The organism is Salinarchaeum sp. IM2453, from assembly GCF_019693215.1.
Classification (GTDB): domain Archaea; phylum Halobacteriota; class Halobacteria; order Halobacteriales; family Salinarchaeaceae; genus IM2453.
On record NZ_CP081183.1, the window covers coordinates 290,354 to 309,765 of the forward strand.

At 48.1% G+C, this 19,412-nt stretch carries 20 protein-coding genes and 1 tRNA gene; 11 read left to right on the top strand and 10 right to left on the bottom strand.

The genetic code is table 11. From position 1 onward, the window contains the following. Positions 1–9: 9 nt before the first annotated feature. The 3 genes from trpA to K0C01_RS01400 are packed head-to-tail and all read right to left on the bottom strand — an operon-like array spanning position 10 to position 2,916. Positions 10–846, bottom strand: a complete 837-nt coding sequence (gene trpA / locus K0C01_RS01390; RefSeq protein ID WP_221170292.1) for a tryptophan synthase subunit alpha — start codon at positions 844–846, stop codon at positions 10–12. Further along, positions 843–2,084 carry a tryptophan synthase subunit beta gene (gene trpB, locus K0C01_RS01395; RefSeq protein ID WP_221170293.1) on the bottom strand — a complete coding sequence of 414 codons (1,242 nt, stop codon included), beginning with the start codon at positions 2,082–2,084 and terminating at the stop codon, positions 843–845. The genes trpA and trpB overlap by 4 nt, the downstream gene beginning before the upstream one ends. A 43-nt stretch (positions 2,085–2,127) precedes the next feature. Then, the gene (locus K0C01_RS01400; protein ID WP_221171165.1) at positions 2,128–2,916 is read right to left on the bottom strand and encodes an indole-3-glycerol-phosphate synthase; all 789 of its coding nucleotides are present in this window, start codon (positions 2,914–2,916) and stop codon (positions 2,128–2,130) included. Positions 2,917–3,147: 231 nt separating this feature from the next. Between K0C01_RS01400 and K0C01_RS01405 the strand changes: the two genes are divergently transcribed. After that, a complete protein-coding gene (locus K0C01_RS01405; RefSeq protein WP_221170294.1) occupies positions 3,148–4,392 on the top strand; it encodes an RNA-guided endonuclease InsQ/TnpB family protein in 1,245 nt (414 codons plus the stop codon). 401 nt (positions 4,393–4,793) lie between these two features. Continuing rightward, entirely contained in the window at positions 4,794–6,053 is a 1,260-nt protein-coding gene (dnaG, locus tag K0C01_RS01410; RefSeq protein ID WP_221170295.1) for a DNA primase DnaG, read from the top strand. 195 nt (positions 6,054–6,248) lie between these two features. Here the strand turns inward: dnaG and K0C01_RS01415 are convergent, their stop codons facing one another. Next, positions 6,249–7,592 carry a DUF92 domain-containing protein gene (locus K0C01_RS01415; protein WP_221170296.1) on the bottom strand — a complete coding sequence of 448 codons (1,344 nt, stop codon included), beginning with the start codon at positions 7,590–7,592 and terminating at the stop codon, positions 6,249–6,251. A 983-nt stretch (positions 7,593–8,575) separates the two neighbouring features. Here K0C01_RS01415 and K0C01_RS01420 point away from each other — a divergent pair. The 3 genes from K0C01_RS01420 (at position 8,576) to K0C01_RS01430 (ending at position 10,206) form a co-directional block, all read left to right on the top strand. Beyond that, entirely contained in the window at positions 8,576–9,184 is a 609-nt protein-coding gene (locus K0C01_RS01420; protein ID WP_221170297.1) for an undecaprenyl diphosphate synthase family protein, read from the top strand. 235 nt (positions 9,185–9,419) lie between these two features. Then, on the top strand, positions 9,420–9,614 hold the full coding sequence (locus K0C01_RS01425) for a cold-shock protein (RefSeq protein ID WP_221170298.1): 195 nt from the start codon (positions 9,420–9,422) through the stop codon (positions 9,612–9,614). A 154-nt stretch (positions 9,615–9,768) separates the two neighbouring features. After that, on the top strand, positions 9,769–10,206 hold the full coding sequence (locus K0C01_RS01430; RefSeq protein ID WP_221170299.1) for a DUF5778 family protein: 438 nt from the start codon (positions 9,769–9,771) through the stop codon (positions 10,204–10,206). Between the two features lie 13 nt (positions 10,207–10,219). Here the strand turns inward: K0C01_RS01430 and K0C01_RS01435 are convergent, their stop codons facing one another. The 4 genes from K0C01_RS01435 to K0C01_RS01450 form a co-directional block, all read right to left on the bottom strand. Further along, positions 10,220–10,492 (bottom strand): DUF7513 family protein, encoded by a 273-nt coding sequence (locus K0C01_RS01435; RefSeq protein WP_221170300.1) that lies wholly within the window; start codon positions 10,490–10,492, stop codon positions 10,220–10,222. Beyond that, positions 10,489–12,039, bottom strand: coding sequence for a Na+/H+ antiporter NhaC family protein (locus K0C01_RS01440; protein WP_221170301.1), 1,551 nt, complete (start codon positions 12,037–12,039; stop codon positions 10,489–10,491). Before K0C01_RS01440 ends, K0C01_RS01435 begins: the two co-directional genes overlap by 4 nt. A 232-nt stretch (positions 12,040–12,271) precedes the next feature. Beyond that, positions 12,272–12,703: a universal stress protein gene (locus tag K0C01_RS01445; RefSeq protein ID WP_221170302.1), complete on the bottom strand. Its 432-nt coding sequence runs from the start codon at positions 12,701–12,703 to the stop codon at positions 12,272–12,274. A gap of 70 nt (positions 12,704–12,773) precedes the next feature. Further along, a tRNA-Glu gene (locus K0C01_RS01450) sits at positions 12,774–12,848 on the bottom strand. Between the two features lie 362 nt (positions 12,849–13,210). On the opposite strand from K0C01_RS01450, the gene K0C01_RS01455 reads away from it, so the two are divergent. From K0C01_RS01455 to K0C01_RS01465, 3 genes are all read left to right on the top strand, one after another. Next, entirely contained in the window at positions 13,211–13,717 is a 507-nt protein-coding gene (locus tag K0C01_RS01455) for a YeeE/YedE family protein (protein WP_221170303.1), read from the top strand. Next, entirely contained in the window at positions 13,714–14,142 is a 429-nt protein-coding gene (locus K0C01_RS01460; RefSeq protein ID WP_221170304.1) for a DUF6691 family protein, read from the top strand. Before K0C01_RS01455 ends, K0C01_RS01460 begins: the two co-directional genes overlap by 4 nt. Before the next feature lie 166 nt (positions 14,143–14,308). Further along, the gene (locus K0C01_RS01465) at positions 14,309–15,037 is read left to right on the top strand and encodes a fumarylacetoacetate hydrolase family protein (RefSeq protein WP_221170305.1); all 729 of its coding nucleotides are present in this window, start codon (positions 14,309–14,311) and stop codon (positions 15,035–15,037) included. Positions 15,038–15,061: 24 nt separating this feature from the next. Here the strand turns inward: K0C01_RS01465 and K0C01_RS01470 are convergent, their stop codons facing one another. After that, positions 15,062–15,808 carry a ribonuclease H-like domain-containing protein gene (locus tag K0C01_RS01470; protein ID WP_221170306.1) on the bottom strand — a complete coding sequence of 249 codons (747 nt, stop codon included), beginning with the start codon at positions 15,806–15,808 and terminating at the stop codon, positions 15,062–15,064. 82 nt (positions 15,809–15,890) lie between these two features. Between K0C01_RS01470 and K0C01_RS01475 the strand changes: the two genes are divergently transcribed. After that, complete coding sequence (locus K0C01_RS01475) at positions 15,891–16,538, top strand: MinD/ParA family ATP-binding protein (protein WP_221170307.1); 648 nt, start codon at positions 15,891–15,893, stop codon at positions 16,536–16,538. 6 nt (positions 16,539–16,544) lie between these two features. Here the strand turns inward: K0C01_RS01475 and K0C01_RS01480 are convergent, their stop codons facing one another. Further along, a complete protein-coding gene (locus K0C01_RS01480; RefSeq protein ID WP_221170308.1) occupies positions 16,545–17,498 on the bottom strand; it encodes an FKBP-type peptidyl-prolyl cis-trans isomerase in 954 nt (317 codons plus the stop codon). Positions 17,499–17,607: 109 nt separating this feature from the next. Between K0C01_RS01480 and cyaB the strand changes: the two genes are divergently transcribed. Both cyaB and fen read left to right on the top strand, forming a co-directional pair. After that, positions 17,608–18,147, top strand: coding sequence for a class IV adenylate cyclase (gene cyaB, locus K0C01_RS01485; RefSeq protein ID WP_221170309.1), 540 nt, complete (start codon positions 17,608–17,610; stop codon positions 18,145–18,147). Positions 18,148–18,349: 202 nt separating this feature from the next. Then, on the top strand, positions 18,350–19,330 hold the full coding sequence (fen, locus tag K0C01_RS01490; protein ID WP_221170310.1) for a flap endonuclease-1: 981 nt from the start codon (positions 18,350–18,352) through the stop codon (positions 19,328–19,330). Positions 19,331–19,412 lie beyond the last annotated feature (82 nt).

Sequence of the window (19,412 nt, forward strand, 5' to 3'; positions counted from 1 at the left end):
AATCTCGTTTTATTTTCCTTCCGGTTCTGGTGCGGAAGAGATCTGTCCGCGCTGTGCTCCAGTTGTAAGCTCCTGAGATAATGACCGAAGCTTGTCAGCCGTTTCTTGTACAGGTCGGTTCTGTTCGGTGCCTTCTGCAATGATATCTACAAGTGCACTGCCAACAATAATACCGTCTGCGCCTGCATTGATAATTTGTTCGGCGTGATCGCCAGTTTTGATTCCAAATCCAACTGCTTTTGGTAAGTCCCAGTCAGCAATCCGGTCTAGACTTTCCTCGGTCTGGGACGAAAGTTCATCCCGCGCTCCTGTCGTGCCAAGACGAGCCTGAACATAGACATATCCGGATCCAAGTTCTCTGATTCGATCAAGCCGGTGACCTTTGGTTGTTGGTGCAACAATAAAAATGAGGTCTAGACCAAACTCATCACAGACATCGTGAAGAGGATCAGCCTCCTCTGCTGGCAGATCCGGAACGACGAGACCATCAATTCCGGCGTCTGCTGCGCGCTCGACAAACGCACCTGGGCCCTTCTCATCCCCGTATTGATAGATGAGGTTATAGTAAGTCATACAGACAAGGGGGACATCGACATCAAGGTCAGCAACAAACTCAAAAAACCGGTTGGGTGTCATTCCGGAAGACAGGGACCGGACTGTCGCTTCACGGATTGTTGATCCATCTGCAACGGGATCAGAGAATGGAAGGCCGAGCTCAACAACATCAGCGCCGCCTTCGACCACCGCTTCGACATAAGCAAGTGATGACTCATAGTCTGGATCGCCAGCGGCAAGATATGGTACGAATGCTGGACCGTCGTCAAACGCATTAGCGATGTCGCTCATGTATGATCACCCTCAAACAGGCTGAGATCTGGTGCATTTTCAATGTCATATGACCCCGTCTCCTCGATAACCGTTTCGAGGTCTTTGTCTCCACGGCCAGACACATTGATTACGACTGACTCCCCAAGCTCGTCTGCATGCTTTTCCAAGTATCCGAACGCATGGGCTGTCTCGAGAGCAGGAATGACACCCTCATCAGCAGAAAGTCTGTGGAACGATTCAAGAGCGACGCGGTCGCCTACATTTACAGCATTAACTCGTCCAATATCGACCAAATGAGCCAGCTCAGGGCCAACAGCAGAATAGTCAAGGCCAGCAGAAACAGAATGAGATTCCATGATCTGACCACTTGAGTCCTGTAGTAGCTTTGTTCGGGCCCCGTGTAGAATACCCTCGTCACCTGTCGATAGCGTTGCAGAGTTCGGGGCTACGCCGCGCTCTTCATCAATTTCAAGTGAAGATCCGCCAGCTTCCACAGCGTACAAGTCAACGGATTCGTCGTCAACAAAGTGGTGGAAGGTACCGATTGTATTTGATCCTCCGCCAGCACAGGCAATTACAGCGTCCGGTTGATGACCAATCTCTTCTTCAGCCTGCTTTCGAGTTTCTTCGCTAATTACAGACTGGAAATCACGAACCATTGACGGGAATGGATGGGGACCAACGATTGATCCGATAACGTAGTGTGTATTTTCGACAGATTCTGCCCAGTCACGCATTGTCTCTGAGATCGCTTCTTTCAGTGTTCCGCGGCCAATGTCAACTGGATTAACATCCGCTCCGTTAATCAGCATACGGAATACATTTGGTCGCTGGCGATTGATATCGGTACGACCCATATAGATTTCACATGGCATATCAAGATGTGCAGCTGCCATAGCAGTGGCAGTACCGTGTTGCCCAGCACCAGTCTCAGCGATGATCCGTTCTTTGCCCATGTACTTTGCCAGTAATACCTGTCCAAGAGCATTATTCAGTTTGTGTGCTCCTCCGTGGAGAAGGTCCTCTCGCTTGAGATAAACGTCAGTGTCGTACCGATCACTCAAGCCTTCAGCGTACTGTAACGGGGTTGGCCGACCACCAAATCGTTGTAACCGCTGTCGGAATTCGTCCATGAAGCCGTCCTTGTTGTTAAGGACGTACTCCTCGTATGCTGTTTCAAGTTCCTCAAGTGCAGGCATTAACACTTCAGGAACGTACTGTCCGCCGTAATCGCCGAATTTGCCATCTGTACTCATATTTATATTATTTTTGTGATTGCTATGTCTGTCTATCGATACATCAACTAATGTGAGGAGTTGTTAGCTGGCGCGTGTTTTTACGAATGGTCTGCATGTCAAGTTTTGATCCGTGATCCATTATTGCACTACCAATAAGCAATCCATCGGCGCCAGCAGATTGCATTCTTTCTACGTCCTCAGGCGTCTTAATTCCGCTTTCTGCAATAACTGTGACATCATCAGGAACTGTAACTTCAGAAAGTACAGTTTCAACTGTTGAAAGATCAACCGTGAGTTCTGTGAGATCACGGTTATTGATACCAATAATTTGTGCTCCCGAGTTAACTGCTTCTTGGAACTCAGCAGAGGTATGTGTTTCAACAAGAACATTGAAACCACGGTCGCGTGCTGCCGTAATCATCGACTCAAGATCATCAAGAAATCGAGCAATGAGCAAAACTGCGTCTGCTTTGACTGCATCTAACTGGGATTCCTCAAGAATGAAGTCCTTTCGCAGAACCGGGATATCAACAGACTCTCGGACTGAAGCGAGCATTTCTACCGATCCATCAAAGTGCTCTGGTTCGGTAAGAACGGATAATGCAGCGGCTCCTCCATCAGCCATCGCCTCAGCAAGTTCAACCGGATTATCAGAACGTTTGCCAGCAGTCGTTGGGCTTGTTGGTTTGATTTCAGCAATAACCGGTATACGGCCATCACCAGCCGCACGAGTAAGTGCATCGGATAGGCTCTGGGCTTGAACAGAGATTCGACCGCTGGGCGAGGAGCGGTTCCGAGCCTGCGAAAGAATATTAGATACCGCCGGATTTATTTCGTCATCAATACCCATCATTGTTCATTAACGGACGGATATGTACATAAGACTTGCGGGAAGCGATCAGCATAAGATAGCGCGGAGCCCCCTTCCTCAACGAGCAGCGCAGAGAGACGCCTGTCTCTCAAGCAGCGCAGTAGGGAGGGGAGGAGCGCGTCACGTCCCTCCACTAACACTGCTATCTGCACTCAACTCCCCCAATACTTAATAAAAGAATCTAACTGAATCGAAAACGCTGAAACACATATGGAAGTGCGTCGGACATTGCCAGTGAAACTCGTTGTGGCCGACAGCGACAGAGACGCACTTCTCGAAACCATTGACCAATATAAACACTGCGCCAACACGACCAGCGACCACTGCTGGGACGAGAACGACTACAAGAAAACAGCCAAGTACGCTGTCAAAGACGAACTGTACCACGACCTCAAAGCAACCCACGACTTGACGGCGAATCTCGTCCAGCAAGCCATCTTCCAAGCCGTTGAAGCCGTCAAATCTGGCGTCGAACGCCTCGAAAAGAACGAAGACACCAGCCGACCCGAGTTTACCGCTGACACCGCTCGCTACGACAAACGCGCTGCGACCTTCCACGACGACCACGTTTCCTTGTCGACCGTGGACGGGCGTATCGAGGCTGACTATGTTCTCCCGGTAGACGAGACAAACACACCGTTCGAAGAGTACCTCAACGACGACGAGTGGGAGTTTCGCACCAGTACACTCCACTACAAGCCCTTCGACGACGAGTTCTGGTTGCACATCGGCTTCAAACGGATCGAGGAAGCCACCGACAGCACACAAACTGACGCCGCTGTCCCCGAGAACAGGACAGTCCTCGGGATCGACCTCGGCGTCGAAAATCTTGCGGTCGCGTCAACCGGGCGGTTCTGGACGGGTAACGAACTCGACCACTGGCACCGTGAGTTTCAACAGCGGCGGGGTGACCTCCAACAAACCGGCACACAGGAGGCCCACCGCACGCTCCAGCGCGTCTCAACAAAAGAAACGGCCTACTACAAGCAGTATTTGCATATCGTCGCCAACGAGATCGTCGAAGAAGCGGTCGAACACGACTGTTCGGTGATCGCCTTCGAGGATTTAATTGACATCCGCAAACGAGCACAGGGGGCGACGTGGCATCACCGCTGGCGATTCAACCGCCTGTATGAGTACGTCGAGTACAAAGCGAAGGCCTACGGGATCGACGTTGAGGAGTTAGAACGGAGTCCGCAGGCGAAGACGGTGCCAGCCTACTACACCTCACAGCGATGCAGCAGTTGTGGGTTTACCCACGAGGACAACCGCCCCACGCAAGCGCACTTCGAGTGCCAGAAGTGTGGCTACGAGAATCACGCCGACTACAACGCCGCCAAGAACGTGGCAGTACGCTGCTGTCGCCGGCTACTCCGTCGCAACCAGACTGGGGGCGACGGAGGCGCACCCGTAGACGTTGCGCTGAATGGCGGGACGATGACCGTGAACGTGTAAGCACTGAAGCCCCTTGGACGGGGAGCCAGGCCTCTCCGTGCCACCTCATCGGTGGCCAGAACGGGGGTCCATGTCAAAGCCCCACCCTCAACGAGCGAACGCCTTGTGGGTGAGCGAAGTAGGGTGGGTAGTTTACTGGTCTAGTAATCATCTGATAGGTGGGTCTGTAGACGGTTATTCGCTTTTCTATTGATAACTGGTTGATTTTTTTGGAGGCACAACAGAAACAGGGTGAACTACGCCTGCCTACTCACCGACTTCGGCGGCTCCTTGAGAACGGGGACATAGCCTGCAGAAGTTAAATATATGTGCTGTTAAGTACCAAGTGTATTCGTCCATGACTATCTTCATGGATAGTTTCACTCATCACCATTCACTCATGTCATCGGAGGCGATCACATATGCAACATACAGGAAAATATCTCATACACGCACGAATCGAAGCAGATGGGGTGGTCGAGCGAAGTGATGTCGTTGGAGCCATCTTCGGACAAACAGAAGGATTGCTGGGCAAAGAACTTGAGTTGCGAAACTTGCAGAATGCATCAAAAGTTGGACGGATTGATGTGGAGATTGATAGTAATCAAGGGCGTTCAGTTGGGGAAGTAACAATTGGAACGACGTTAGACCGGGTTGAGACGGCCACAGTAGCTGCAGCACTGGAAACGATCACGCGAATCGGACCTTGTGAGGCATCAGTGACCGTTACAGAAATTGAGGACGTACGAGCTGCCAAGCGTAAAGAGGTCGTTGATCGGGCGCATGAGTTGTTAATTGAGTCATTTGATGGCGGGATGACTGGTGAAGAAATTATTGAAGAGGTCAGACGACGAGTTCGAAAAGATGAGATAACAACTTATAAAGGACTACCAGCTGGGCCCAATGTGGCCACAAGTGATGCAATTGTTGTTGTTGAAGGGAGATCGGATGTGTCGCGTCTATTAGAGGCAGGGATTAAGAATGCAATCGGAGTTGAAGGCACAGATATTCCAGAAGAAATCGGCAGACTGACTCAGTCACGAACAACAACGGTATTCTTCGATGGTGACCGTGGCGGGGAGTTATTGCTTAAGGAGCTTAACCAGATTGGAGCAATTGATTATGTTGCCGTAGCACCGGAGGGTCAGTCTGTCGAGGATCTATCTCGTAGAGAGATACTAGAAGCATTGAGACAAAAAGTGACATACAGCACTGTCGAAAACCCGATGTCTGCAATCGATCAGGACGAGATAGCTGGAAAGAGTACACAGAAAAATCAAGACAAACACACAGATGTTGAGCAGGATGATAAGCAAGTTGCTAGCACTGATGGAGCAGGGAAGATTATAAAAGAACGCAAAACAGAAACCACAGAGCCAACGACAGTACGGGATTATGTTAAGAAAGTTATCAAGCAGGAAGCCGGAGAAGTATATCTCCTTGATAAAGACCAGAATGTGCTGACCACTGATAGCGCAGAGAGTGCATTTGGAGTCATCGAGACAGCAGACGAAGTCCCGGAGACAGTGATACTTGATGGTTCAATATCACAGCGAATACTTGATGTTGCAGCACAGCGCGGAGTCGACCGAATTATTGGAACCGCAAAAGAACAATACACAAAGCAGCCAACCAATGTCCGTGTACAGACAGCCGACAAGATTCTTTCTGGTCCTCGTTGAACTTCTTCAACCGTTGAGGCTGCCTTTTCGATCTACTTTGTCCTCCAACAGAGCATAATATAAAAGATCAAACATCGGCTTGAGTGTCTGAAATTGCATCAGTAAACAGTACACGATGTTTTGAGCGTGTCACCTGCTCGGGGGGCAAGCCCCGAGGCATTCGCCTTGATTATTCTGTGAAAATTAGTATTCAACCTAATTGTCCAGCGCTGGGAGAGGCGGAAGCTCAGCAGTACCAACAGCAACTACCAAGATGGCTGCAATGATTGCACCAGAAAAGGTCGCAAGGAAATTGACACTACCATTGCCAAGAACCCGTCCTTCAACAGTCGCTCCAAGAAGGCTATCAATGACCATGCCAGCCACGCCAGCAGTGACAATGACGAGTGCTTCCCATGACGCAACTGCTGGGAATGTATAATAGGCAAGGCCTGCAATAATAGTTGCTCCGACAATTCCTGCAAGCATGCCTTGCCAGGTGATGCCTCCATCAGTTCCGGGTTCAACAGGCTTCAATGTCGTAATCAGCCGGGTACGACCGTATGAGCCACCGATTTCACTTGCTAAAGTATCACTGAGTGCTGTTGCGATCGCTCCGGCAAATGCAAAGACATAGAGAAGCGCATCACCAGAGATTGCACCCGCTTCAGTTAATGCATAAAAGAACAGAGCACCCATTCCGACACTGGCATTTGCAAGAACATTTTCGCCTCCACGAGCCCCTTGATTTTTCTCCGCGACACCGTGCTGCAGTTTACGTTCGTATCTAAACTTCGATGAAATACCACCAATGGCAAAAAATGCAAACAATACAGCAAACCAGTTGTAGCCGCCAAGAACAATGGCAAGTAATCCAAGAAGAACACCAGCGATCATTCCCTCAACAGAAGCAGCATCAAAATAGTATGCAAGGGTACCAAGAGTGAATGTAATAAGGACAGCAACGCTGATTGCGACGAGATCAGCATCAATACCGACTGCTGTAAGTAACCACAACAAAAGGCCCACCGAAAAGATAACAGGCGGTTCGTCACGAGAAAAAAGCATTGAGTGTATGAGGGCAGCCAATAACGCGCCAGATAGAGTTAGTGTGACAACAACAGGAGCAGCAAATGTTGTAATCTCGAATGTCCACATTGGAATGAGAACACCAAGAATTCCACCGATTAGTGCACCACCGATATACCCGAAGGTGGGATTAATACGCTTGATAATTGTCTGGCTAATAACTGCTCCAAGGTTGCCTAACGCCACAAGAAAAATAGTGCCAGTAAACACGGCCATTGGCATTTCGCCGGCACCAGCTAGTGTCCCTAACACAGCTGCTGAAAGAGAAAATCCAAACAAGCCACGAAGTCGACCGGCATCATAATCACCTGGCCGGGCAAGAAGATTAAAAACTGGTCCACTAGTAATAACGACAGACAACAATGCGACTAATGCAAACGGAAGCCCCGCAGCGGTTTCAAACATCGGCGCAATAAACGCAAGCGCCCCGATAAGTGTAAACCCACTTGCTCGCCGTATGTTTTCGTTCACACGTACGAAAATCCGGGGGTTGGTCACTTAACATTCCTGATTCTCTCTCCCGAATTGAAGATCAAAACTGGATAGTATTGAACAAGACAAATAGTCCACTGATCTGAACTATCCAGTCATTCGCTTATCAGGACAGTTTTCCATGTACAGGAGATCATCGGCGACGACAGCAGCCGAACGATCGAGATCGAAAAACAGGCTCACTCGCGTCGGGGATCACCCGAAGTACGGCTTCAGAGAGTTCCAAGACAAATCGGTACCGAAGCGAGGTGATGATCAAGGGAATGGCACTCACGATGAAAGTAATGAGGCCCATAGTAGCGTAATGGAAATGAGACCTAAGAGACCAATCATTTTCTCGGTATCCAGGTGGTTGGTTCCGCAGAGGCAGATCAATAAAATAATCGGACTATCGAGAACTGCTAAAACGTCAACTGCCTCAGAGTCAATCCCCGTGGTATCCGCCCCGATTATTCTGTGAACTGCGCATGCTTACAGGGGTAGCGAGGCGAGCGCTCATCGGCTTTAGCCGTCCTCAGAACGCTTCGCGTTCTGATGGGCTGCACAAGACCTTCGGTCTTGTGAACGGGGGATGAAGCCGACAATTGGGAAGTATTCCACGAGACTGAGCTATTCCGGAGTTAAACTGTGATCGAGACGTAGATGTGATTGCACCGAGGCGGTCTTGCCGCCGTTGTAACCGGATAATATCGGGGGTCGGGCCACACCACGTCTGAAGGCATCCCCTTCAGGCCGCTGGTTGTGGATTCAGATCAGCACGGGACCGCTGAATCCCATGCCGGGATCAGAGAGGGCGGTTTGGTCCCGTCGGGTCCGGTCATGCCGATTGGACTGCAACCCTGAAACTCCCAGCCCAGCGGTGCGGTGCCGTGGGAGGAGGTCAATTGCTGCCTTCGGTGGTTCTTTGAGGACGAGGACGTAGCCTGCAAAGGTTAAGGATACTCAAAGAATAGGTGTGAGATGTGGGAATATACGATAGATATCTTGCATTGCGGGTTCGAACACAGTCCTCCTCACCGCCGGATCACGTTGCACTAATTATTACAGAACGTGATCTGTTGGAGCCAGATGCATTTGAGACACTTGAGGAGTTTTTTGAGTGGGCATTTACATACGGAGCATCGACAATTACTGTCTATGTAAGTGTGTTAGATGAAGGAGCAATTCCATCATTAAGGCACTCGCTATCACAGGTATCAGCACCAAAGCCAGTGTCAATTCACGGACCGAATGATGAAACATATCAGGATGCTCCGATACAGATCAGTGTTGGATTAGGCGGAAAACACGAGTTTACAGAGGCAGTACAAGAGATTGCAGAACGAGCGGTTAATGGGGAGCTTAACCCAGAAGAGATATCAGAACAAGATATCGAGCAGTCTCTAGCGTTTCCAGAGGCACCTGATCTGATAATCAAAACTGGGGAAGAACGGCTATCCGACTTTATGATCTGGCAATCAGTCTACTCTGAGCTATACTTTACAGATGTTAACTGGCGTGATTTCCGACGTCGTGATTTCCTACGTGCAATTAGAGAATACAAAAACAGAACCCGTCGGTTTGGAGAATAAACTATTCACTCATAGTCTAAGCAGGCGTACCGACTTCCAGCGGAGCCAAAAGAATACGGTAGAGTGATCAGACAACATTTGACCATCTACATGGATTAATCGGTGTAGGTAATAAATATTGTGAAGATCTTGTCAGAACAAGTGGACAATGATAAATGCATTGTATGAAAAACTAGGCAATATTCTATACAAGAACCCACCATTTTTATACTTGTGTCACTTCGGTACAGATGCAATGCCAAGCGGAACGGTTGATTTTTTCAACGATTCTGGCGGTTACGGATTCATCGATACTGACGCCTCTGACGAGGACGTATTCTTCCACATGGAAGACATCGGCGGCCCAGACCTTGAAGAAGGTCAGGAAGTCGAGTTTGAGATCGTGGAAGCCGACAAAGGCCCACGAGCGAAGAATCTAACTCGCCTGTAGAGCGACTAGTTTTGACAAGGAGATAACTGCGCACTAGCGTGTCTAGTGCGTTGGAAATTATTCACCGTACAGTAGCAACACTGTCATAGGTGCATGATATCGGGGGCTTTCGCCAGTCTCTTCTATGGGAGAGTCAAAGACATAAGTAGCAATTATGAGTGACGATCCCTCTGCAGAAGTTGTTGATCCAGACCTGTATCATCGTACCCAGCGACTGCTAAAGCCGGGAGATATAGAACTGGAAGGTCTAATCATACATTCTGAGATTCCTGGGTCAGATGATATGGAAATGACTGATTTAACAATAGAGATTGGCGACATCATTGCGTCACATGCTACAGATAAGGAAGTATATGTTTACTCTGGAACAGACGACCCAGAATTTGCGTCAAATCAGCATCAAGGATTGACAATTGATGGCGATGAGTTTGTCTGGGAATGTCAGCAACTCCTTCGAAACGGGACATATGACATTGTGTTCTACTATGAGGCTGAGACTGACAGTGACGCGATTGTTAAGGAGGTAACTGCAGAATATGAGGTTCAAGCAGTACCTGTTGAAAATGCAGAAGAACAAGAAGACGAAGAGTAAAATTCAGATGCAGTTAGCCTGAATAGGAACTTTCTCCAACGACCTTGACAAATTCTCCTTCTCCGACAGACCGATCAGAATCGAATGACGTAACGCGCACACGAACTTGTTTGCCCTTATGTTTTTTAGGGAGATCATTGACGTAAAGTTGTGTGTCTCCAATCCGAGCAAGACCACGTTGACCGTCGTGTTCTGAGACAAAGACATCAACAGTGCTGTCGACATCAAGCGTTGGGCGTCCGGTTCGGAACTTCCAGCCTTTGAGATATTTTTTGAAGAAGCTCATAGGTTCATCACATCCTCACTTTCGCGGTCAGTAATGTATTCACGGCCAAATCCTGTAATTGCTGCGATGATAAAGACAGCTAACAGTAACCAGCCTTGGAACACAAACGGAACAACCTCGATTGGATTTACAACAGCCTCTGCAGGGAACCAATCAAAGTCATCAGGGAGAGAGCTCATAGCCTCAAACCCAACTAACACACCACCAGACCATGGGAAGATGTATCCAAGTGCGGCTGTCTGCGCATCAAGGATATTAGCTCGGCGATAGCTGTTAAGATTAAATCGCTCTCCAACACGGGAGATATACGGTCCAATAGCAATTTCGGCAGCAGTGTTAATCGTAATTGCAGAGTTAATTAATGCTGCAGTGCCGACCATTGTCAACTCGGCTCGACGTACTGTCGTTGCCAGCTTGTCGTATGTGAAGTCTAAGATTGCTCTGAAGGCTCCACCTCGCATCATGATCTGTGCACCGGCAACAATAAGCAACACCAGCACAGAGAGGTCAACAAAACCGACAATGCCTTCATACAGGCTACCAGAGACGGTCGCCTGATCTGCAGTCTCAACAATCTCAATGATTGCTATTTCACCGACAACATCTGCAAGTGGGGCAGATTCAGGTGCAGTGAACTGAACAATATCGCCAGCGCTTGAAAGGTTGAAGACCAAATTAAGCGCAATTGCGACAACAATTCCCCAGGAAATAGCCTCAACAATATGACGGCCAGCAATAGCAGCGCCAATGACAACAAACATCGAGAGTAGATGTACCAGCCCGAGAGGATCACTCTGTTCGTTGAGTGCCTCCAGAGCTTGTTCTCCGACACCTTCGTAGACAGGGAGCGTACTGCTAACGAAGATGAAAAGTGGGAACGCTATTGCAGCAGCAATAATCACGTATTTGAACCGACTGGCAACGACGCCTCCGATATCAGCATCTTGGGTGACAGCACTAACGATTGTGGTGTCACTGACTGGTGCAAGATTATCACCGAAAATAGCGCCGGAAAGGATAGCACCAAACATGAGCACTGGATCTGCGCCGAGCGCAATTCCAGCTGGGAAGAACAGCGTAACGAAAGCGATTGTCGCACCATACCCAGTACCAATACCAGTCGTTAACAATGCAGCAAGAAGGAACGTAAGTGCAGGGAAAAGAAGCGAACCAACTTCAAGCGCATCAGCCGCCCAAACTAATCCTTCTACGAAATCACCAGCCTGCAGCGTTTCAGAGAACATGCCTGCCCACAGCCACGCAACAATCGCTGTGACAGCCACCGGCTGTGTCATGCCCTCGAAAATTGTATTTGCGTATGTTTTCCATGACCCCTTTACAAAGAACATTCCAAGGATCAGTCCAATCGCCATCCCGACAATCAGCCCGGCAGTGTCTGAGACATACCAAAATGCTGTCTGGAAGATTGCCCAGATGATAAAAAACACGATTGGAATTGCACTCATCCCTCGCCCCCCGTAAAATTCTATCGAGGGGCTGTCGTCTGCCTGTATCGCGCTATCACGAACAGGATCCTGTTCTGACATGCAATCTGGCGTATGTACTCAGCACATAAGAACATATATTTACAAGATATATTCGCTAAAATAATGACTAAAATTTTATTGAAGACTTCACCAATTGAGAAAGTAGCCTAGACACTATATATTAACTCCCGCGGTTCAAGCCCCGGGGCAGTCGCCTTGACTGCCTGTATATATGATATTCAAATCATAGCTTCGGAAGGGGAACACTCACGGATTCAGCCGTGAGAAGAGATTACTCTTCTCTGACAACAAGAACAGGAGCCGAGGCATTGTCTACAACTCGTTCGGAAACACTACCAAGAGATTTGACTTTTTCGCGAGGAGATTTTCCATGTGAGCCGACGACGATAAGGTCAATATTATTGCTAGTGGTATAATCAAGAATTTCTTTCCATGGGGTCCCCTCCTCAATTGTTGTCGTTACATCGAGGCCAGCAGCAGTTGCTTCTGTTTCAAGTTGTGCAAGCGCATTTTCGCCCTCAGACTGAAGTGACCCGCGAATATCAGACTGTGAGTCTTCGGCCGCAGCAAGAACAATGCGTGAATCAACAATATAGAGGCCATGAACTGTTGCTTCTGAAGATTTAGCGACTTTGAATCCATGTGTCGCTGCAGTCATTGATTGGTCACTGCCATCAGTGGCAACCAAGATATCCCTGTACATAGATACTAGTTTGTAGGCAGGTGATATAGATATACGGGTCGCTAAGGGAAGATGAAATAAGGAAAATGAGTGCACCGCCAGGGATTTGAACCCTGGTCATCGGCTCGAAAGGCCAATATGATTGGCCGGACTACACCAGCGGTGCGCTACATTGATTCATTGTCCATTAGTCATTAAAAGCCTTCCGTAATGTGATTACAGAGATGAAAGACAACAACTCACATGCGAAGTGAGTCCATCAAACGATCATCAGTTATTGAAGTTGCAAAACCTATTCAATATCCGATACGGTTACAGTCGAAACAGACTTGCTGTGCTTCCGGACTGAATCAAGAAGTTGTATCACTAACAACTGTTATAAGAATGGATATGACGAAGGTTCATTGATGTTCTCCCCCGAATAAAGCCGGAAGTTCGCTCAAAACCGCTGCAAGTGTATGATTACAAGGTACCGGCAGGTTCAGGGAATAACAAAATGTGTTTACAGACGTGTGCTAAGCGTTGTATATGTTTGGTATATTCGACGTACTACTTTTTATACCGATGTGGGATGAACTCTTTCCAAAGGGGATTGAGCAATACCTTGTGGGCGGCATTTTCATTGGAGTTGGTACCGCTGTTATTTACTGGGGGACAGGGATTATCGCTGGCGCGAGTACGTTTTTAGAGTCGACATTGTCGTATGTCTCAAGACTTGATCGGTTTCAACAGACAAGGTTTGTACTGACACGCGACTGGCGCGTGGTTTTTACACTTGGCATCGTGCTTGGGGCAGCAATCTATCAGACACTACTAGTTGGAGAGATATGGACAACTGACGTACAGTGGTGGCGGTTGTTAGTTGGAGGGGTATTGATTGGTATTGGAACACGCGTTGGAAAGGGGTGTACCTCTGGACATGGAATTTGTGGAGTCGGGTCGTTTTCACATGCCTCATTGGTTAATGTAGCTGTGTTTCTGCTGATTGCGATTGGAACAGCATTAACGGTTCAGGCAGTGGGGGTGACGCCATGACAGAAGCAGAACACCCAGCGTTTCTGCCATTGATTTTCGCAGGTGGTCTACTGTTTGGGTTCGGTCTTGGATACAGTGAAATGGCGCAGCCGGAAGTAGTTTTGTCGTTCCTGCAGTTGAGGGACCTTGGACTACTGTTTGTGATGGGCGGGGGCGCCGGTGTCATGATTATCAGTTTTTATTTAGCCCCACGGATTGTTGGTAATGCACCTTTGACAAACGCATCATACGGTCGGCGTATCAAGTCACTCGATCAAAACGTGTTATATGGCGGCGTAATCTTCGGCATTGGGTGGGGACTTTCAGGAGTATGCCCTGGGGCAGGATATGCAAGTCTTGGCATTGGAAATTACCCAATTTTGCTGGCCATTGGAGGCATGTTCATTGGAGCATATCTACAGGGATACTGGCGGTCAAACGGATAATGTGAGCATTGATATTAATCATATTCAGATTAGCCATTCAACGCAACGATGACCGCTCTTTGCCGATAGAGTACGCCGGGGGCACTGGAATCGATCCTGAGATACTTTGCCACAAATATGCTGTCGATAGAAAAACATTCACATGCTGGTAAAGCAACAGAGAGGTATGAAGCAAATTCGGTTTCGAGATCCAGCCGGTGCTGTACGCACAGGGCAATGGGAAGAAGGTGTAATCAAATTTGGGGATAGCACGTACAGTCCAGATGACATAGATATTCTTCCGCCATGTGAGCCAACAAAGATCGTTTGTGTAGGAAAAAACTACGCTGCACATGCTGATGAATTGGACTCAGAGGTCCCAGATCGTCCACTTTTGTTTTTAAAGCCACCTAATACTGTTGCTGGACACACAGATACAATTCAGCTGCCAGAAGGAAAAGAGCGCGTAGACTATGAGGCGGAACTAGCCGTTGTGATTGGATCGCAGTGTCGAAATGTTGATCCGAAAGATGCAAAAGAAGTCATCGCTGGCTATACCTGCGGGGTAGATCTCTCAAACCGAGATGATCAGTGGGAGGAGCAAAACTGGATACGCGGAAAGGCATTTGATGGAGCAGCGCCTCTTGGACCTGTGCTTGCGTCTCCGGATGAGCTACCAGATGATGCACAGGTTCAGCTATGGGTGAACGATGAGCAACGGCAGGATGCGTCTATCGAGCAGTTGTACTTCTCAATTGAGGATCTCATTGCTGAAATAACGGAGTATATGACTTTAGAGCCGGGTGATGTGATTATGACTGGAACACCAGAAGGGGTCGGTCCGCTATCTGATGGTGATGAGGTGCGCGTTCAGGTTGAAGGAGTTGGTGAGCTCAGACACACAGTCAAGCGTTGAATATAAGCGAGTCGGCGGCAGTATTCATTCGATTGTGTTAACAAACAGGGATTGGTGAAGCTCTGTTGTGACAGCGTCCATAAGCGGTTTCATATTCACAGTATCTTCTTGATTGTATTTGATTAGTGTTTCAAGCGCTCCATCTTTTCCCGATTGGTATTCATACCATAAGCGAACAGCATCTTTACCGGAGATATCAGGCGATTCACGGGAGATGCCAAATTGCTGTTCAAGTTCAGAGAGCGTGCAAGAATATCCGACTCGACGGGCTAAAAACATCAGATCAACGTGAGGGCGATCGAAAGTTACATCAAATGATTTCCGTAGAAACGGCAAGTCAAACCGCGAGCCATTAAATGTAACAAGCAAACACGCATTATCAATTCTGGCCTGTAACTGGTCAGCGGTAAGATCGTGTCCCTGTACGAGAGTCTCAGTGGATCCATCTTGGTGTATTGAGACGGTAGTTACAGTATTGTTTTGCTGATCTAAGCCAGTGGTTTCAATGTCAATGAACGCAGTATTTGATCGAAAATTTTCATACAAGCGCCAATGCTCAGAATCAGGAACGGACTGACAGAAGAAATTTGGATTCTCTCGGTCAAGATGTTGTGATGCCTGATCGATGTAGGCATTGATATTCTGTGCTCGAGTAGGACCGACGACATCGCCAGAGAAATCTTCCCAGTGTGTTATGCCATGTTGCCAGAGTTTTTGTTCGGTCTTCTCCCCAACCCCTGATGCAGGTATGAAACTATTCTCAATTCGCACATGAAAAGAAAAGCCAACAGCAGGTATAAACACCACGGCATGTGGCGATAATTTATCAATCAAAACGAGTGCATCCCAGTATATGATTGGGGTAATCGGTGCCAAAGGAGGTAGCGGCCGGACAACCACTACACTTGGAGTAGCACAGGCAATAGGAACCAGACAACAGCCAGCACTGGCAGTTGATTGTGATTGGGGAATGCCAGAGTTGCACTTGCTTGCAAATGTTGATCGGTATCCGATAGCTAAACTCTCAGATCAGGACCAAATTCCAACGCAAAGTCAGGTTCGACGGCCCGATCAGTGGAGTACGGTCCGAGTATTGCCCGCAATAGAGCCAACGCGAGAACAAGGAATTCAACAGATGTTAGATCAAATGCGCTGGGAAGGCCAAATAATAGTAGACGGACCAAGCGGTGTGGGTCAAACAGTAAGTAGTATAATCAAAGCATCAGACCAAGTAATCGTCACCGGTACTGGAACTACGGTAGGGATTCAACAGACAGCTAAGACCATACGGATGGCAAATACACTCGACACCCCCGTAATTTCCGCTGTTATCCGTGAAGGAACACCCCCATATAATGCGTTTAATGGAATTATTCCAGAATGTCGAGTTCATACAGTCCCAGAGATTTCAGACGATCCACTATCGGCAACTGCAACCAAAGACGCGTATCAGGAGATTAGCAACGCTATTGGGAGCGTTGCACAGAAAGAGATGGTGTAAAATCAGTTATTCTTCGGAAAGTTCCTCAACGAGCTCGTCAGCATCAACATCGGCGTCTTCGAGTGCATCTTCAACATCGGCGTCAAGTTCGCCACCTAGGCCGCCCATCATACCGCCCATCGGTCCGGCAGCAGCACCGTCAAGGACTTCACGAACGATAACGCGGTTAACATCAGCATGCTCGATGACATCCTGAACGATCTGCTGTTTTGAGAACATCCACTGCTGATTCATCGTCAGTTCTGGCGTGGATTCAACGTACAGCGTTTCTTTTTCGGTTGTGACTGTTTCATATTCCGGCTCAGCATCTTCGTCGTCATCATCATCGGATTCAATAAGTTGAGTCTCTTCAACTTCGTCGGTCTCAATAAACATCTCAAGATCAATACCGAGGTAGGCGTCAAAGAGCCCTCGAGCTTTCTCAATACGATCTTCGACTTGTTCAATAATTTCGTACTCGTATTCGATGTCATCGCCAGCGAGTGGATGATTGAAGTCAACTCGGGCACGACCGCCGATGACAGCTTCGACATGTCCGTGTTCTCCGTCGATATCCACATGAGCACCTGGATACCGATCGTCTTCTGGGATCTTTTCGGCACTGATGGTTCGTACGTCGTCAGGATCGTGTGCACCAAATGCTTCATCAGACGGAACTACGACAGACCCAGTGTCACCAGCCTCCTTGCCTTCGAGATCGGACTCAACTTGCTCAAACAAGTGTCCGTCTCCAACTATGATTACGCGAGGCTCAAATGACTGATCCTGATCAGCAACACCTTCTTCCTCAGCAACTTCTGGATCAGTTGTGTCTACAAGTTGTCCATCTTCTACGGTCCGTGCAGTAAAGTCTAGTCGGACAAAGTCTCCAGTTTGAATACCGCTCGTGTCTGCCTCATCTACCTCAGATTCAGATACATCGTCAGCGTCAGCGGCAGATGCTTCTTGTTCGTCGGCCATACGATATACTACTGTGTTCGACATTTAAACTGTGTGATCCATGCTGCGCATTGCTAGATGTGAAGATACAACCGTCAATCTTTTTTAATACGGTCCTGTTCCGGTGGGCATGTACGAAGTTGAGCTTAAAGTTAGGGCAGATCACGAGACTATAAAATCACGATTGGAGGAGTCAAACATTACAGTAGATCGAGCAATTATCCAAGAGGATACCTATTACAATGCCCCACACCGAGACTTCGCAGAAACAGATGAAGCCTTACGAATCCGACGGCAACAGGAGCAAAGCGCCGACGAATGGGAAGTAATTGTTACGTACAAGGGGCCACTGTTAGATGAGAAGTCAAAGACCAGAGAAGAAATAGAGACTCACATAGCAGATGGCGAGACGTTTGATACAACACTCCAGCGCCTCGGATTTACACCAGCAGCAACAGTCCGTAAAGAACGCGAATACTATCAGTTAGGGGAGTACGAGCTGACATTAGATGCTGTGAAGGATGTTGGTACGTTCATTGAAATTGAGACGGAAACCGAAACAGACATTGAGGAGGCTCGGGAGGGGGCTTACGAGCAGCTTGAGGAGCTCGGGCTTGACCCAGAAGATCATATCCAACAATCATATCTAGGAATGTTACTCGAAGATTGACACCATCGCCGCGCTGAAGCGCAAGGGCACCCAGCTGTCGGCTTTATCTTGATCGTCAACTTCTTCAGGGTTAACCCCGAGGGTCGTCAGTAACCTCGGCCTCTGACCCAACTGGGTAGACTGGTATACCCATTGAGATTCCGTAACGATTGTTGGCAGTTGATGAAAGTTTGAAGCCTCTGTAAGAGTACATTCTCAGATAATGGGAAATCCGGATTTACGAGAAATTGCGGCGATCGAATCGATGGCAATGGACGATATTGCAGGATCGACACTTGCCATTGATACACACAACTGGTTATACCGGTATCTGACAATCGTTGTACGATATACAAACAGTGAGGCGTACACGACGAGTGATGGCACTGAGGTGGCAAATCTAATTGGAATTGTCCAAGGAGTATCGAAGCTACTTGAGCATGATATTACACCGGTATTTGTTTTTGATGGGATTCCAACTGATCTGAAGGAAGATGAAATCAAGGCAAGGCGTAAAAGTCGAAAGCAACGCGAGGAGCAACTCGAAACGGCCAAAGAAGAGGGTGATCAGGTTGAAATCGCACGGTTGCAGTCGCAAACACAGCGGTTGACTCCAACGATACTAGAAACATCGAGAGAGCTACTATCGATACTTGACTGTCCTGTCATTGAGGCACCAGCAGAGGGGGAAGCACAGGCAGCCCACATGGCAAAAGAGGGTGCAGTTGATGGTGTCGGATCTGAAGACTACGATACCCTGCTATTTGGTGCACCAACTACGTATCGAAAGCTAACAAGCTCTGGAAATATTGAGCGAATGAATCTTTCAAAAACGCTTGAAAAACACGACATCAGCTTTGAGCAACTCGTGGCAGCAGGGATTCTCTGTGGAACAGATTTCAATGATGGGGTACACGGGTTTGGTCCAAGAACTGCGATCAAGGCTATCAAAAAGCATGGAACACTTGATGCAGTACTCGAAGCAAATAATGTTGAAGTTCCAATGGCCGATCGAATTCAATCGCTGTTTCGTGATCCAACAGTGACAAGTGAATATAAGTTTGATAAATCGGTTGCTCCTGATGTCGACGTAGCTCGGGAGTACCTTACATCGAACTGGGAAATAGAACCCACGGAGATTGAGCGAAGTCTAGAACGGATTACGACAGCCACACAGCAGACGGGGTTAGACGACTGGACATAGTCATTATTGACCGATTCTGGTAAATTAGGGAACAGATAGAAAGTCCAAACACAGGATGCTGATGATCAAGCAATAACCGGTG